We start from the raw sequence: 16843 nt of genomic DNA, 5'->3' as shown, positions 1-16843 counted from the left end.
CCGTTGCAGCGTCAGGCACTGTAGTCACCGGCGACAATTGCTTTGTACGGCGAGATAATTCCATGGCAGCAGCTCATCGATCCGGCTCTGTTTGTGACCGTTGACGATGGCAGTGAGCGTGGTGGTCAGATAGGCAAGCGGATCGACGGCGTTGAGCTTACAGGTCTCGATGAGCGAGGCGATGGTCGCCCAGTTCTCGGCTCCAGTGTCGTGGCCTGCAAAGAGCGCATTCTTGCGATTGAGGGCTATCGGCCGGATGGTTCGCTCAACGGTGTTGTTGTCGATCTCGGTACGGCCGTCGTTCAGAAAGAGCTTCAGGCCCTCCCAGTATTTGGCGATATAGGCCAGAGCCTCGCCGAGTGGGGACTTGGCCGCGACACGGACACGGTGATGAGCGAGCCATGCCTGCATGTCGGCGATCAGTGGCTCTGACCGTCCTTGCCTTCCAGCCAGACGAGCCTCCGGATCAAGGCCGCGCAATTCGGCTTCGATCCGATATAGTCCACCGATCCGTTTGACGCCGTCCTCGGCAATCGGCGCAGCTCCATTGCGGGTGATCTCCACCAGCTTGCGACGGGCGTGTGCCCAACAATAGGCGAGCCGGATGTCCGGGCCAATCCGATCTGGCCCGATCAGCCTATTATATCCGGCATAGCCATCGACCTGCAGGATGCCGGAGAAACCTTGCAATATCCGTTCGGCATGAATGCCTCCTCGACCAGGAGCGTAGGTGAAGGCGACGCCCGGTGGAGCACCGCCATTCCAAGGACGATCATCCCGCGCCAGTGCCCAGAAGTATCCGGTCTTGTTTTGCGCGAGCCGGGATCAAGAACCGGAGCACGGGTCTCGTCCATGAAGAGCTTGGTCGAGCGCTTCAGGTCGGCAATCAGCGCATCGAAGACGGGACGCAATTCGAACGCTGCCCGGCCGACCCAATCGGCAAGCGTGGAGCGGTCGAGATCGATGCCCTGGCGGCCGATGATCTGGGCCTGCCGATAGAGCGGTAGATGATCGGCATATTTGGAAACCAGCACATGGGCGACGGTCGCTTCCGTCGGCAGGCCTGCCTGGATCAGCCGTGCTGGAGCTAGGGCCTGAACGACGCCGTCCGTGCAAGCACGGCACGCATATTTGGGACGACGGGTGACAATGACACGGAACTGCGCCGGGACGACGTCCAACCGCTCGGAGACATCCTCGCCGATGCAATGCAGGCAACCGCCGCAGGCGCAGATCAAGCTTTCTGGTTCAATGATCTCTTCGACACCAGGAAGATGCTGAGGAAGCGAGCCGCGATTGGACGCTCGAGGCTTGGCGGCCCTATTCCCAGCATGAGCGTCTGCTTCCTGCTCGGCATGGATCGTTGCCATGGCCGTTTCCAGGTCTTCCAGTGCCAGATCGAACTGGTCGGGATCGGTCTTCTCGGACTTGCGCCCGAAGGCTGCCTGTTTGAAGGCGGCGACAAGCTTCTCAAGCCGTTCAATCCGATCTTCCTGCCGCGCCATATGCTCGTCTTTGCGAACCGCGCGTGCCTGCGCTGCAATCAGCATCGCCTTCAGGGCGGCAACATCTTCGGGAAGATCGGCGGTATCGAGCATAGCCGGAACCTACCAAATGCCGCGCCGATTTGCCTTTAGAATTTGCGGCCCTGAGTCATCGTGCCGCAGCTATTCGATGGTCTCCGGCGTCCTCGCCTTGACCGCATGGACCCGCCGCCAATCGAGGCCAGCAAACAGAGCTTCGAACCGGGCGTGTGTCAGCATCATCAGTCCATCCTTGATGCCAGGCCAGGTAAAGGTGTGCTCTTCCAACCTCTTGTAGGCCAGGACGATACCAGAGCCATCCCAGTAGATCAGCTTCAGCCGATCTGCCTTACGGGACCGGAACACGAAGACCGTTCCGGTAAACGGGTCTTTGTGCAGCTCGTTCTTTACCAGCGCCGCCAATCCGTCATGACTTTTACGGAAGTCCACGGGCTTGGTCGCCACCATAATCCGCACCCGGTTCGATGGAAGGATCATGCCGTGGCCGCCAAGGCACGCGCGATGGCCGCGATCCGGGCGGCGGACGCACCTTCCTCAAGACGGATCGTGACCGGACCCACCACGATCTCCGCGCGGGAGACTACTTTGGTAGTTGGCGGCTCTGGCTCGACAATCATAGCTGCGAATTCGACTGCGTCTTCCGGCTGCGGTAAAAGCAGCTTGCCCTGTCGCGCCAGCGTTCGCCAGGACGATAGGTGGTTGGCCTTCATCCCGTATCGGTCCGCCACTTCGTTCACCGTCACGCCCGGACGCAAGCTCTCTGACACGATCCGCGCCTTTACCTCGTCAGTCCAGTGGCGATGCGCCTCACGTCGGCCTCGCCGCGTCGTGAGAACCTCCAACGTAGTCTCCATGGAGAAACCCCTTGTCGCTCGTCCATGGAATGTCGATCACAGATCAGGTGCAAGCGAGCAATGTGGGATCGCCACACCGGTTACTCCGAGAATGACAATCAGATCGTCGATGTGACAACTTGAGCCCTAGCAAGGCTCTGACGATCAAGGACCCCGCTCCACAAGGTAAGAAGAAGTGCCCCAACGACAAGCACTCCGCCGACCCAAGGCGTTGCGATGAGACCGAGGGGTGAATCGACCACCAGTCCGCCCAGCCACGCGCCGCAAGCAATCCCGAGATTGAATGCCGCAATATTCAAAGCGGATGCAACGTCCACTGCGCCGGGGCGGACATCACGAGCTATCTTAACGACATACAACTGCAAACCAGGCACATTTGCGAACGACAAAAACCCGAGAGCTGCAAGGGTCACCATCGTCAGCCACGGTGATGACGCCGTGAAGCTGAATGCAAACAAAACAATTGCTTGTAGCGCGAACAGAATCACCAGTGCCCTAACTGGGTTACGGTTAGCCAGTCGCCCGCCCGCAATGTTTCCGGCGGCTATCGCTATCCCGTAGAGCACCAGGATCAAGCTCACGGATGAGGGAGCAAAATGGGTGATCTTCTCGAGGATCGACGCCAAGAAGGTGAACGTGACAAATGTCCCACCGTATCCAAGCGCCGTCATCGCGTAGGCGATCAAGAGTCGGCCGTTTGCGAGAACGCTCAACTGCTCCCTAATCCCAGCAGGAGGTGCTTTGCTCAGATTACCTGGGAGAAGCCAAGCGATAGACAGGAGCGCTAAGAAGCCGATTGCGGCGACAGAGGCAAAAGTCGCACGCCATCCATAGGTCTGTCCGATTAAGGTGCCCAGCGGCACCCCAGTTACGATTGCGACGGTTAGCCCCATAAACATCATGGCAATCGCAGACGCTCTTTTGTCTTCCGGAACAAGGTCAGCCGCGATGGTGGATCCGACAGAGAAGAAGACACCGTGTGCAAACGCTGAAAGCACTCGTGCAATCAACAAAACGGAATATCCCGGACTCACCGCGGCCAAGGAGTTGCCTGCTATGAAGAGGACCATAAGCCCAAGCAAGAGCGGCTTTCGCTCAATGCGCCCGGTCAGCGCCGTGAGTATGGGTGCCCCAAATGTCACCCCCAACGCATATATGCTTACGATCATTCCGGCGAGCGGAAGACTGATTTGCAAGTCGTCGGCGACGGTCGGCAACAGACCTACGACAACGAATTCCGTTGTACCGATGGCATAGGCAGCTACCGTCAGTGCAAACAGGGCAAGTGGCATCTCATTCTCCGATCTATTCGTCCAGAATTTGCCACTCGCGGTAAAGGGCTTCCGGCACCTGCGATTGCCAATCTCATAAACCGGAATTCATTTGAGCCCCGAGAGTTGACAGTCAATCTGAGCCAGGATTGAGCGTACATGTGGAGTGGGCGTGTAGTAGTCCTTGAGCCGCTCCCACAATTCGTCTTCCCCCGCACTTTGATCAGCCAGGCCTGGAGAGAACGAAAGCCGGAGCTGTTCTTGGTAGCGCAAGCGGGGTGTTTGGACGATCAGGCAGGTTGAAGTTTGAGTAGTCATTCCTGGCCCTCTCAGTCTGGTAGCACCAGCACTAGGGCATCACCCTCGGGACCGGGTATTAAATGCAGGTATTGTCCGTCCCATACAAAGGTTCAGGTGCGCCACCGTCGCATTTGGCGGAGAGTGGTGTCGCTGAGGGATGTCAAAGTTGCATCTGACTGGCTCGAACTCGAGATACGGAACTCCCGCCCTTGAGCGGACCAAGTAATGCACATGCTTCAAAAGTGCATAGTCAGAAAGACAAATGGCCATACCACCAGAAGATGAACCATCAGTTGGCGGCGAACCGGAAACAAAGTCCGGTCACGTAGTTCTCGGACCAGGAGCAAGCATGGCTTGGCTTGGCACGCCGCTATCCGTACGGCATCTGTCGCGAAAAATTGACAACCACACCTTGGTCGACGACATCAGCGTCGATGTCGGGCGGGCAGAAATACTGGCAATCATCGGTCCGAGCGGCGCGGGTAAGTCCTCATTTCTGAGGATGATCAACAGGCTCGACGAACCAACTGCTGGGACCATTCTTCTAATGGGCCAAGACTATCGGCAAATCGCCCCGCCCATCCTTCGTCGCCGAATCGGAATGGTGATGCAGAGCTCCTTTCTTTTCCCGGGCTCAGTCGGTTCTAACCTCCGGTTTGGACCTCGGCAACGCAAGGAGGAATTCAGTTCCGATCAAGTCGAGCAACTGCTTTCGCGAGTCGGATTGTCCGACTATTCCGACCGGGACGTCACTACACTGTCGGGCGGCGAGGCGCAGCGCGTTTCCTTGGCACGAACTCTGGCAAACCGTCCACAAGTATTGCTACTCGACGAGCCGACGTCGGCGCTCGATGAGCAGTCCACTCACGATGTTGAGCAACTGGTCCTAAGCATCAGTCAACAAGATCAAATGCCTTGCCTCATGGTGACCCACAATCCCGGTCAAGCAGCAAGAATCGCCGATCGGGCGATTTACATGGCGGCGGGTAAGCTTGTTGCCATTGGTCCTTCCAAGGAAATTGTCGATGCTTACTGAGCTTTTTAACAGTCAGGTATTGTTGGGCGCAGCTCAAGCGCTAGGAGCAGTGGCGCTATGCCTGTGTGTCACAGCGCTCTGTCGCTATTTCAAAGTCACCGTGGGCGTCGAAGCAGCCGTTTCCTTGCTACGCGGTCTCGTCCAAATGTCGATAGTCGGTGTCTTGCTGGGCCTCTTGTTGAAGGGCAGCCTGCTAGCTGCAATCTTGATTCTTATGGGAATGGTAATCGCGGCGGCGGCCACGGCCTCTCGCCGTCTCAAGGGAATGCCCTACGCTTTTCAGATCGCCTTGTATTCGATCGGTGCGGGAGCGGGCATAGCTATCGTGTTTATGATCGCGACCCGAAGTCTCCAAACAAACGTTGCAGTGCTCGTCCCTGTAGGAAGCATGATCATCGCCAACAGCATGAACGCCTGCGCACAAGCAATGGAGCGCTTCAAATCTGACGTTGTGGCGCACGTCGGACAAATTGAAGCGGCTCTCTGCCTTGGGGCCGATCCTAGCGTGAGCGTTGCCCCCTTCGTCCAATCCGCTGTATATGCGAGCTTACTGCCGCGTCTGGATATGTTGAAGTCTTTGGGCTTGGTATGGATACCGGGCGTAATGGCCGGAATGATGGTTTCCGGTGCAAGTCCGCTTTATGCCGGAATATATCAGTTCGTCGTGGTGGCGATGATCCTGGCGGCGTCTGGGATCACGGGGATGGTGGTGATCGCTCTCATGCAAAAGCACGCCTTTTCTGGAGCAGGTCAACTTCTCCTTCGCCCTACCCTGGGTGAAAAACGGGGCCCGGAGTCCCCTCTCTCCAGATTTGCCAGTTATTTTAGGACCGATGGAAAAGCTCGCTAGGCACAACCTTTAAGAACGTATTGCGTATTAAGGCATTTATAGTAAGTATACATTGGTATATGTAAGTCACGACCTTCATTGAGTTTAACATTGTAAGATTAGTTTCTACTATAAAATTGTAAACACACATAAGGATGACCGAAATGAATACTATGAAACGCGAAGCCGGTAGCATTCTCTCCAAAGTCGTATCGACTGCATGCTTCAATACGGCAGTAATACTATCAATCTCGGGCGTATTCACGTCTGCTGCGTTGGCAGCTGAAACATGTGAAGGACTGCAGAGCGCCGTCAAAGCGAACGGAAAGTACGTATACCACTACAAGGACCCGAAGCGGCCGAACTTCGATCTCTATAAGGAGTACGTCAAGTTCGAGAACCAGTGCAACACCGGGAACCAGCTGACACCGAAACTGGTGCCGGGTCTGGAGAATTGTTACATGCCCACATGCGTCGACGGCGAGGGCCGCGATCAGTCCTGATGGTAATGTCCTAATGGCGTGCGACACGCCATTAGGACACCCTTGCAAACCTTGAGTTAGCCGCGGGTATTTTAAAGCCCCTTGCGCTCTCGTTAGGTACGCACTCGATTGGTTTTACCGTAGCCCGCACTTAAGCAATGAGCCAGGGAAGCTTGGTCGGTTTGACTAAGACGGCTGCCCCAATAGGACGCCGAGACGGTTTTCAACAGCTCTCCCGGCGTCTCTTTACCCCTCCCCTTCTAGAGTATCTGTCGGTGGACAGGATTGTCCCGGCTGAGGGTTGCAAGCGGCATATTCAACACTCTCACTCGTCGTCGTTCAAGAATGAAAATTCGCTAGCCTTGCCATTTGAAGATTCAGCACCAGCATACTGCTGCGAACAAGGGGAAAACAAACTCTCTCGCGGGACTGGCTGAAGGAGCGGGCCTTTCTTGTATGCATTTTGCGGCACAATTTTGCGCGGTCAGTTGTGTTAGCCCGCATCACTTCTTGCTTCGCGAAAGGATCGCGCGTGCCAAATACTTGCTAGCAAACAGCGATCTACCCCTAGTCCACGTTGCGCTCTGTGTCGGGCTCCAAAATCAAGCGCTTTTTCCACATTATTCAAACGCCCGACTGGCATCACACCCGACACCTGCCGAATACAATTTACTCCAGAGTGCCTTAGATGCTGAGCAGCCAAACGCTGCGCACTGGACTTCTCATGTTAACTTTTGGCAATATAAATATAAACCAAAATTAATTTGTAAAAAAAATTTCGATAACCCATATCTACAACAAGCGATCGCCCAAAGCGCAAGTAACTCACATAATAATTCATCGACATTCACTCAATATACAAGTGAGTGAACGCGTAGCTGTTGAAAACTTGCAGTAATCGCAGTTCAAAGCGGGCTGCCGGACAAACATATCAAAGGACAAACGAATGTCAAAAATAACACGAAATGGCCGCACCGCAGCACTGGTCGGGGCAGCCATAATAGCGGGGTCGGTTTCTCTGCCGTTGGCTTACGACGCCTTCGCCGCACCCGCGGATGTCGGTACTCTCCCAGCTTCGAGCGGTTCATTTGCACCGATTGTCGACGCGGACAAACCCGCTGTCGTCACGATCACCACTACGCTTAAAGCCGCCGACGTCAGTGACGAAGGCGACGGTGCGATGGACGAGCAATTCAAGCAGTTCTTCGAACAAAAAGGCATTACAGTCCCCGGCCAGGGTACTCAACGTCGTCCAACTGAACATGGGCATGCGCTGGGGTCAGGCTTTATCATCAGCGCCGATGGAGTGATCGTCACCAATAATCATGTCATCGAGAACGCAACCGACATCAAGGTAACGCTCGATGACGGCACAGAGCTTCCAGCAAAACTACTTGGCGCAGATGCGAAATCTGATCTCGCGGTATTGAAGGTCACCACCAAAAAGCAGCTTACAACCCTGTCCTGGGGAAATTCCGAGAAACTAAAGCTCGGTGATCAGATCCTGGCGATCGGAAATCCGTTTGGCATCGGCACCACTGTTACAGCTGGCATTGTCTCCGCACGCGGCCGCGATCTCCACAGCGGTCCATATGACAATTTCATCCAGATCGACGCGCCGATCAATCATGGCAACTCCGGTGGCCCGCTGGTCGATCGCGATGGGAATGTCGTTGGCATCAATTCTGCGATTTACTCGCCGAACGGTGGCAGTGTCGGCGTTGGTTTCGCTATCCCATCGGAAGAAGCGAAAGCAATCGTAGCTAAGTTGCAGACGAACGGCTCAATCGACCACGGATATCTTGGTGTGCAGATTCAGCCGGTAACGCAGGATGTAGCTGATGCCATCGGTTTGGCAAACGCCCAGGGCGCATTAGTAACAGCTGTCACCGACGGTTCGGCAGCGGCGGAAGCCGGTTTAAAGGCTGGTGACGTTGTCACCGGCGTTGGAAGTGGCGTCGTCAAAACATCGAAGGATCTGTCTCGCCTGGTTGCCGACCTTTCTCCTGGCGCAAAGGAGACAATGAGCATCGTCCGCGACGGCAAGTCTATGGACCTGAGCGTCACCATTGGAGCGAACGAAGATGGGAAGCTCCAGGCAGCTGCAGATACGTCTGATGGTGAAACGAAGCAAACTGGACCGAGCATTGGGGTGACGCTTTCTGACCTAACGGCGGAAGCAAAAGAGCAGCTAAAGTTGCCGGAGGATGCTGCGGGTGCAGTCGTTGCGAAGGTCAACCCAGACAAGACAGCCGCCGCAGTCGGGATCCAAATAGGTGACGTTATTGTTTCGGTCAACGGTCAGCCCGTACGGGATGCCAAGGCAGTCAAGATAGCTGTCGCTGGAGCCGCAAAATCAGGAAAGAAGTCGGTACTTCTCCTGGTCGAACGTGGCGAGCACAAGACGTTCCTAGCAGTCCCCTTCTCTGCCGCCTAGCCACTGTAGACTTCAGCAGCTAGATCACTGCCGTTCTTTGATGGGTCCCAGGATTTGCACTCCTGGGACTTTTGTCGTTCCAATGTCCACTTCTCACGGCTTCAGTCGGAACTTGAGAAGGCAGGCGCAACCTGCGGCTCTCGGCTGGCAAATAACGAGCCAAGTTTCGAGAGATAAAGGTAGACGACCGGCGTGGTGTAAAGCGTCATCGCCTGGCTCAATAGAAGACCGCCAACCATGGCATAACCAAGCGGCTGCCGAAGTTCTGATCCGGTGCCGTGGCCCAGCATAAGTGGAAGACCTGCCAGGATGGCCGCGGACGTCGTCATCATGATCGGCCGAAAGCGCAACAGACAGGCTTCCCTGATCGCTTCTTCTGGAGACAGGCCTCTTTCCCGCTCTCCGGCAATCGCGAAATCAACGATCATGATGCCGTTCTTTTTTACGATGCCGATAAGCAGGATGACACCGATCAAAGCAATGATCGTGAAGTCGAACCCGAATATCCAAAGCATGCCAAGGGCGCCTAAACCCGCCGATGGCAACGTGGACAGAATCGTTAGAGGATGGATATAGCTTTCGTAAAGAACGCCCAGGATGACATAGATCACCACAATCGATGCCAATACGAGAAGCGGTTCACTGGCGAGAGAGCTTTGATAAGCCTGAGCATTGCCTTGGAATGTTCCAATTATTGTCCCGGGCATCCCCAACGACGCTTCTGCTTTGTTGATAGCGGCGACCGCCTGACTTAGAGCCACGCCGGGCGCTAGGTTGAACGACAGTGTGGCAGAGGGAAATTGGCTTTGATGATTTATCGCCAGTGCGCTCGTCGGCTCGGTTGTCTGCTTGACTAAGACATTTAACGGGACCTGAGCACCGGTGACCGGGGATTTGATATAGAGCTGGTTGATGGCAACCGGTGAGCTTTGGATATTCGGAGGAATCTCCAAGATGACGTGGTAGCTGTTCAGATCGGTAAAGTATTGGGTGACCTGACGTTGGCCAAAGGCGTCGTAGAGGGTGTTGTCGATTAGCTCCGGTGAAATGCCGAACCGCGATGCCTGATCACGATCAATGGAAAGTGTCACCGTCGACCCGTCATTTTGTTGGTCCGTGGCGACGTCCGCCAGCTCTGGCATTGTCTTGAATTTTTCGAGCAGCTGGTTTGCCCACACATTCAGTTCCGCCAAATCACCGTCCTGAAGCGTGTACTGATATTGAGTTGCAGAGCTCCGGCCGCCAACGTTGATGTCCTGCGCGGACTGCAAGTACACCTTTGCGCCTTCCAGTTTCGCCAATTTCGGTCGCAGACGATCGATGATACCACTCGCAGACGCATCGCGCTGATCAAGTGGTTTGAGCGTGATGAACATCCGCCCGGTGTTGAGCGTCGTGCCTCCACTACTTCCAATCGCCATCCCTACAGACGCCACCCCTGGATCGGTTGCGATGACCTTACCGGCCTCAATTTGGTGTTGGGCCATCGCACCGAAAGACGTCTCCTGCGAAACTTCGAGAAGGCCTGTGATCAGTCCCGTGTCTTGGGTCGGAAAGAAGCCCTTAGGTATTTCGACGAACAGAACCGCAGTGCCAATCAATGACAAGAGAAAGACGCTAAACGTGACACGATGATGCTTCAGGGCAACGTCCAGGGTTACCCGGTACCCATTCAACAGTCCATCAAACCCGCGTTCGAACGCGGTATAGATCCACCCATGCTTGATGCCTTTTTGCGACCGCATAAAGCGGCCGCACATCATTGGTGTGAACGTCAACGAAACCACAGCTGACACGGCGATCGTCATCGTGACTGTAATGGCGAACTCTCGAAAAAGCTCGCCCACGATCCCGCTCATGAGAAGCAGCGGTATGAAGACGGCGACCAGCGAAAGGCTGATCGAGATGATCGTGAAGCCAATTTCAGCCGATCCGTCTATGGCCGCCTGCATGGGGGATTTGCCTTCTTCGATATGCCGATCGATGTTTTCGAGCATTACAATGGCATCGTCCACGACGAAGCCGACAGCAATGCTCAATCCCATGAGCGACAAATTGTCGAGGCTAAACCCTGCTAGATACATAAGGGCCAAGGTCGCCACCAAAGCCAACGGCACCGTGATGCTAGGGATCGCGGTCGCCCAAAAATTCCTCAGAAAAATGAAAATGACAATCACCACCAACACAACGGTCAGCAGAAGCGTGGACTCGACATCTTTCACCGAGGCGCGAATAGTTGTGGTGCGGTCGCTTAAGATTGATACCTTCAAAGCCGCCGGTGCAATCGCTTGCAATTGTGGCATGGCAGCTTTGATCTGGTCCACCGTACTAATGACGTTTGCGCCCGGCTGTTTCAGCACGGCCAAAAGGATTGCGGGTTTACCATCCGCCCAAGCGGCCAACTGGACGTTCTCTGCAGCCTCTATTGCGACGCCGATGTCCTTAATTCGGACCGGTCCGCCATCGCGGTAAGCGACGATTGCGTTGTTCCAGGGTTTCGCAGTAGTAAGCTGGTCATTGTCGTAAATTGTATAGTTGCGCACTTTCCCCTGGATAGTTCCTTTTGGCGTATCGGTGGTAGTTGTCGCGATGGCAGTGCGGATGTCCTCCAACGAAAGACCAAGGTTCGCAATCTTGGCCGGATCGATCTGGACTCTCACTGATGGCTTTTGCTGCCCAAATATCAGCACTTGCGACACTCCGGAGATCTGGCTGATATGCTGCGCCAAAATGTTTTCCGCAAAGTCGTCAACTTGGGTCAGCGGGAGGGTATCGGATGTCAGTGCAAGTACCAGGATTGGTGGGTCAGCGGGGTTCACTTTTCGATAGGTCGGAGGGGACGGTAGGTCCGTCGGGAGCTGACCGCTAGCAGCGTTAATCGCAGTCTGGACGTCCTGGGTAGCACTGTTGATGTCTCTGGAAAGATCGAACTGGATTGTAATTGAGCTGTTTCCCAAAGTACTAATCGACGTCATCTCGGTGACACCATCGATCTGACCAAACTGGCGCTCCAGCGGTTGCGTTACCGATGACGCCATGGTTTCTGGGTTCGCGCCCGGTAGTTGGGTAGAGACCTGAATCGTTGGAAAGTCGACTTCGGGCAGTGGCGCTACCGGCAAAAATGGATAAGCAGCGATACCAACGGCCAGGAGCGCCGCCATAAGGAGCGAAGACGCGATAGGCTTGTGAATAAACCAGGACGAAAGCTGCATTGACCTAGCCCTCCTTCGCGGAAGTCGGCGCGGCTACGGGGAGCTGGACGGATATCTTTAAACCTGAGGCAAGGCGGTACTGCCCAGTCGTTACAACCTTCTCGCCACCTTTCAGGCCGCTCACAATGACAGCTTGGTCGTTGTTGATCGGACCGGGCGTCACCGGCTGCGCCGTAACGATGTTATCTTGGTTCACAACATATACAAAGAACCCCTTCTGGCCGCGCTGCAACGCCGCGGAAGGCACAGTTATCGCGTCTGCGAGGAGCTTTTGTCGTATTCGGACGTCAACAAATTGTCCCGGCCATAGGGCCTCGTCGAGATTTGCGAAGGTCGACTTCAGTCGCGCGGTCCCACTCGATTGATCGATTACGTTGTCGACTACTGTCAAGGTTCCCGTGGCGAGTGGTGTGGTGCCATCTCGAGTAAAGGCGATTACCTGTATCGGTCCAGAAGCCAACGCCTTCCTTACGAGAGAAAGGTCATCTTCTGAAAGCGTTGACACCACAGAAATGGGCTGCGTCTGAGTTATAACAACGATGCCACCAGAATCAGCTGCATGCACCTGGTTACCCTCATCCACCAACCGAAAGCCAGTCCGGCCGCTAATAGGGGCCCGCAACTCTGTGTACGTCAGCGCCACAGATGCTGCATCTTTCGCAGCCTGATCCTGCCCGATTTGAGCTTGTAGTGCGGCGACAATACTCTGCTGCGTCTCGACCTGTTCAGCCGTGGTAATATTTTGCGTGGCAAGCTTCTGATCCTTGGCCAGAAGGTAGTTTGCGTTGTCCAAGTTGGCCTTGTCCTGCTGGAGCTTGGCAGAAGCCTGTTCAACAGCCGCCGTATACGTGCGTGGATCGACTACCGCCAGCAGATCGCCCTTGTTCACCATCTGACCTTCGGTGAAAAGAATGCTCTGGATCTCGCCATCCACCCGGGTCTTTAGCGTTACGCTGTTGAAGGCCTGAACGGTGCCGAGGCCGTCGAGATACACCGGAACACTCCCCTGCTCTGCCACGCCCACCTGTACCGGCACGGCCAAGGCCGCACCTACTGGTGACTCGGGAACAGCCATCAAGTGAATCGTGAGCAAAACTGCTCCAACCGCGACTGCGACGAGTAGAGCAAAACCGAGAATAGTCCTTCCCAATGGAGGGAAAGGCCGGTCTTTCTGTGTGGGAGTTGGAGTCGTGAGCATGGCGTTCACCACGCAAACACAAAGTCAGGAGCACGTTGGCTGCAGACCTGCGACTTGTTTGCTTTATCGATTGAACAGTTTAGCGGGCGCTTGCACCGTGAACGGAAATCCCTGTGCGAGAAGTTTAGAGCGATCTTCCCAGCTTGTGAATTCCCTCCCCGAAAGCCAATCTCGTTCAGCCTGCTCTGGCGTGGACGCAATAGCCTTCTGCCCATTCGCTCTGATCCCGGTCGAACTTTGTTCTGATTGCAGAAGTCGGCATTGACCGCAACACGAGCGGCGCAAACGCTTTCAGGAGTGAAAGCACAGCGAGCTTCATTCCGACAAATCAGAACCGAACAGTCGTCTTGGGGTTTCTTGCGGTGACCAAACAGCTTCTTCCGCAATGAGAAATTGGGAAAGCGGACGCGATCTATGAGCGTGATAAGCGACATTATATATCGTCCCTTGAAGTCGCCGGACATTCCGGTGTTCGCGCTTTAGAGTGCATGTTCATCGCGTTTCGATATAGCTAAGCGTTGGCCTTATTCCGCCTAGACCAATGTATGGTTCCAACTCTCCAGAGTCTCGATTAGGGCTAAATGGGGCATCTCATATCAAAACCAATCGAGTGAGGAGAGAACGATGGACGATACGATGCGCCTCCTGCACGAACTGACCGAGGCCAGAACAAAGCTCATTCACCTAATACATAAGGAGGGATGGAACTCCGAGAATATCCGTAAACTCGGCGATTTGCAAAATGCGATCGCCGCAGTTCAGGCGGAGCTCTCCGCCAAATTTGGCGAGCAGTAGCGACAGAGAAATAACGTAGATGCAGATTGGGAAGAAGCATTTCGCTGAGGACAGCTACCTCAGGCAATACGTCTCTGAGCGAGGCTAATTGCGGGAATGATGTTCACTCAGCGATCGATGCCTAACGAGAGCAATGACTGTCTAGTTTCTCGCAACTAGTCTTCATTGATCGCCGTGATACAACCTCCCGAAGACCGATCAAGGGCCTCCAATCCCGAACCCCGATATTCATTTTCTCGGCTGCAACTTCAGACGCGTCGATGATCTCATTAAAGGAATTTCCGAAATGGTCCGCATTTACAAGCTGTCTGCCGCGGCTATCATAGCTGCAATGGCGTTTCAGGCTTTTCCTGCAATGGGTGAGGACGCTATTTCTAACCCAGCCCAAAAAATGATTGGCAAGCAGGCCAATTCAAAGGTTGCTATCGTTCCTGAACTGGCTGTTCTCAATTCCGGCAGCGCGGAAATAAAGGACGGAAGGCTGATCCTGAGTTCGGTGTCAGCCAACACGATTGTGTTTACCGACCGGCCAGCAAGAGCAGTGGGTCACGTGCTGACCTCGGAGTTCATCAAGCAATGGGGTGATGGTGCAGACAGCTTTAAGAGCGACCCGCCAAACGCAACAGTGTCGGTTCTCAATAACTCCGGCGTTGCAATCAAGGACGCCGTCGTCGTCCTAAAATCACCAGTAATTGCGGGCAGCACGCTGGCGTTTAACGTCGACGTCCTCGAGGGAGATCTCAACGGGGCCGACGGTCCAGCTGCCGTCTTCATTGATTGGTTTTCTGGCTCCCATAGCCATAGCTCAAACGACCATGATGCGGGTAACCGCTCCAGTTTTGAGCCCCCTCAGCCCGCGTTCAAAGCCGGATGGTACCGTCATGACGACCACCGCGGCTTGGGGTGGACTGCTCTCGGAGCCTTGGGTGCGACAGCCGGTGCAGTCGCAGAAGGTGTACCGCAGCCATACGACTATCCGCCGTACATAGGATACGCTCCTTACGGCCTCTATCCCACCGGAACGTGCGGGTTCTATCCTGAGCCACCCTGCTACTGAGCAAAACTGAAAAACTGCGTCCGGCAACTGTGAGAATCGGCGCCTCTGGAATTTAGTGATTTGCAGAACTAAAATCAGAGCGAAGCACGGCTGTTTACAGATCCATCCACTGCCGTAATGCGAAAGATACAAAATGGGCGTGAACGCTGCTTTCCCATCATTCATGGTAGCCGTTGTATTGTTTGGCACGGGAGCGAAAGCAGGCGGCGACTTACCCCCAAATTATGCTCAGACCACTCTTACTGGCGATTGGGACGGGTATCGAAGTTGGTTGGTCTCCCAAGGGGCCACCTTTACGATCACACAAACCATCGACGTCTTGGGAAACGTATCAGGCGGCGTGCGAACTGGTGCCGCCTATGACGGCGTGTTCGAACTACAGGGCGATTTCGACATGGCCAGGCTAGTTGGTTGGACCGGGGGCGAAATTCACATTTCGGGCTATGCGATCCAGGGCCGGGGTTTGTCAGAACGTGATCTGAGCAACCTGCTGACCGTGACCTCAGCCGAGGCAGACAGCGGGGTCCGGCTCGGCGAATTTTATCTGTCACAGAGCCTTCTAAACGACAAAGTGACGCTGAAACTCGGGCAGATACTGGCGGATCAAAGTTTTGCGATCAGCAACACGGCGGGTCTCTTCGTAAATTCAACGTTTGGCTGGCCAGGTCTGTTCGGCACGGACCTCCCGGGAGGAGGTCCTGCCTATCCGTTTGCTGTTCCAGGAGTTCAAATCATCGTAAATCCGGGCGACGCTTGGACATTGCAAGCCGCGATACTCAACGGAAGCCCGACCGGTTCGACATCCAATGGGAACGCCAATGGTCTTGGCTTTCCGATCGGCAATGGAATACTTGCGATAGCCGAGGCCGCTTATGCGTATACGCCGCCTGCGGATGGTAACGGGTTGCGGGGTACCTACAAACTTGGCGCGTGGTACAATTCTGAGCAATTCGACAGTCTTTCCACCGCATCGAACGGCGTGTCGTTGGCCAGCCCGGTGTCGAGCGGGCATCCTCGTAGCCTCTCTGGAGACTTTGCACTTTATGCTATCGCCGACCAGGAGTTATGGCGAGAGCATGGCAATAGCGACAATGGTCTCAACGGCTTTGCCCGTGCGGCCATCGCCCCCAGACAAGACCGCAACATAGTGAACTGGTACCTTGATATGGGATTGACCTACAAAGGGCCTCTTCCTGGGCGTGACAGCGACACAATCGGCGTCGGCTTCGCCTATGCCAACATCGGCGGTGCTGTGTCGGAACTAGCTAAAGCAACCAATGCTTTCATGGACAGATCGCAGCCCATTCCTAGCTCAGAGGCTGTTGTCGAGGTGACATATCAAGCTGCTATAACGCAGGCTCTATCAATTCAGCCGTTCTTTCAATATGTCATCCATCCGGGCGGTAACGCAACCGATCCGAAAAAACCCGGCTCCTCTATACCAAACGCCGCGGTACTTGGAGTGAGAACATCAGCAACCTTTTGAGATGTCATGTTTTAAATTTAGAGTTGACGGCTGGGAGCGAGCAAGCTGACGCTCCTAGACTGCGCGACGCTCTATCCGCTCCCTTGTTATCCCCTTCATTCTTGTCCACTTAACCTAGCACAGGCTATTTACTATCAACCTCTTCCCGCAGCTTCAATAGGCGGTCTAATTCCGCTTGCTGATCGTTAATCCGCTCCGACGCAAGCTCTTCATCGGCAGCCCCCGAATAGGCGGCAGCCTGCTCCGTTAATTGACGGAGGTTCTCCTGAACCGCGGCGATACGGTCATCGATCTCGGATAGATTCTGAAAGTCGTGGCTCAAGTTATCTCCTTTTCTTTAAG

At 54.8% G+C, this 16843-nt stretch carries 13 protein-coding genes and 1 pseudogene; 7 read left to right on the top strand and 7 right to left on the bottom strand.

Annotation, left to right across the window (positions count from 1 at the left end; genetic code table 11):
* Positions 1-24: 24 nt before the first annotated feature.
* From tnpC to CPY51_RS30105, 4 genes and pseudogenes are all read right to left on the bottom strand, one after another.
* Positions 25-1598 (bottom strand): annotated as a pseudogene (tnpC, locus tag CPY51_RS30120) (IS66 family transposase).
* Between the two features lie 69 nt (positions 1599-1667).
* On the bottom strand, positions 1668-2021 hold the full coding sequence (gene tnpB, locus CPY51_RS30115) for an IS66 family insertion sequence element accessory protein TnpB (protein WP_111164032.1): 354 nt from the start codon (positions 2019-2021) through the stop codon (positions 1668-1670).
* Positions 2018-2398, bottom strand: a complete 381-nt coding sequence (gene tnpA, locus CPY51_RS30110) for an IS66-like element accessory protein TnpA (protein WP_111164031.1) — start codon at positions 2396-2398, stop codon at positions 2018-2020. Before tnpA ends, tnpB begins: the two co-directional genes overlap by 4 nt.
* A gap of 98 nt (positions 2399-2496) precedes the next feature.
* Positions 2497-3690, bottom strand: a complete 1194-nt coding sequence (locus CPY51_RS30105) for an MFS transporter (RefSeq protein WP_111164030.1) — start codon at positions 3688-3690, stop codon at positions 2497-2499.
* Positions 3691-4318: 628 nt separating this feature from the next.
* On the opposite strand from CPY51_RS30105, the gene CPY51_RS30100 reads away from it, so the two are divergent.
* From CPY51_RS30100 to CPY51_RS30080, 4 genes are all read left to right on the top strand, one after another.
* Positions 4319-5005, top strand: a complete 687-nt coding sequence (locus CPY51_RS30100; RefSeq protein ID WP_244598833.1) for an ABC transporter ATP-binding protein — start codon at positions 4319-4321, stop codon at positions 5003-5005.
* On the top strand, positions 4995-5855 hold the full coding sequence (locus CPY51_RS30095) for an ABC transporter permease (RefSeq protein WP_111164028.1): 861 nt from the start codon (positions 4995-4997) through the stop codon (positions 5853-5855). The genes CPY51_RS30100 and CPY51_RS30095 overlap by 11 nt, the downstream gene beginning before the upstream one ends.
* A gap of 143 nt (positions 5856-5998) precedes the next feature.
* The gene (locus tag CPY51_RS30090) at positions 5999-6337 is read left to right on the top strand and encodes a hypothetical protein (protein WP_111164027.1); all 339 of its coding nucleotides are present in this window, start codon (positions 5999-6001) and stop codon (positions 6335-6337) included.
* Between the two features lie 925 nt (positions 6338-7262).
* Positions 7263-8753, top strand: coding sequence for a Do family serine endopeptidase (locus tag CPY51_RS30080; protein WP_111164025.1), 1491 nt, complete (start codon positions 7263-7265; stop codon positions 8751-8753).
* Between the two features lie 101 nt (positions 8754-8854).
* On the opposite strand, the gene CPY51_RS30075 is transcribed toward CPY51_RS30080, so the two are convergent.
* Positions 8855-11965, bottom strand: coding sequence for an efflux RND transporter permease subunit (locus tag CPY51_RS30075; RefSeq protein WP_111164024.1), 3111 nt, complete (start codon positions 11963-11965; stop codon positions 8855-8857).
* Between the two features lie 4 nt (positions 11966-11969).
* Complete coding sequence (locus CPY51_RS30070) at positions 11970-13058, bottom strand: efflux RND transporter periplasmic adaptor subunit (protein ID WP_244598832.1); 1089 nt, start codon at positions 13056-13058, stop codon at positions 11970-11972.
* Positions 13059-13787: 729 nt separating this feature from the next.
* Here CPY51_RS30070 and CPY51_RS32600 point away from each other — a divergent pair.
* The 3 genes from CPY51_RS32600 to CPY51_RS30060 all read left to right on the top strand — a co-directional run bounded on the left by CPY51_RS32600 (position 13788) and on the right by CPY51_RS30060 (position 16501).
* On the top strand, positions 13788-13958 hold the full coding sequence (locus tag CPY51_RS32600; RefSeq protein WP_154677746.1) for a hypothetical protein: 171 nt from the start codon (positions 13788-13790) through the stop codon (positions 13956-13958).
* 286 nt (positions 13959-14244) lie between these two features.
* The gene (locus CPY51_RS30065) at positions 14245-15015 is read left to right on the top strand and encodes a hypothetical protein (RefSeq protein ID WP_111164023.1); all 771 of its coding nucleotides are present in this window, start codon (positions 14245-14247) and stop codon (positions 15013-15015) included.
* Positions 15016-15148: 133 nt separating this feature from the next.
* The gene (locus CPY51_RS30060; RefSeq protein WP_244598831.1) at positions 15149-16501 is read left to right on the top strand and encodes a carbohydrate porin; all 1353 of its coding nucleotides are present in this window, start codon (positions 15149-15151) and stop codon (positions 16499-16501) included.
* Positions 16502-16625: 124 nt separating this feature from the next.
* Here CPY51_RS30060 and CPY51_RS30055 read toward each other — a convergent pair whose 3' ends face one another.
* Positions 16626-16823 (bottom strand): hypothetical protein, encoded by a 198-nt coding sequence (locus CPY51_RS30055; protein ID WP_111164022.1) that lies wholly within the window; start codon positions 16821-16823, stop codon positions 16626-16628.
* Positions 16824-16843 lie beyond the last annotated feature (20 nt).

The organism is Arminella tubonensis, assembly GCF_003240585.1.
Lineage (GTDB): Bacteria > Pseudomonadota > Alphaproteobacteria > Rhizobiales > Rhizobiaceae > Rhizobium > Rhizobium tubonense.
The sequence above is the reverse complement of the archived record's forward strand: the minus strand, read 5'-3'. Positions and strand labels throughout refer to the sequence as shown.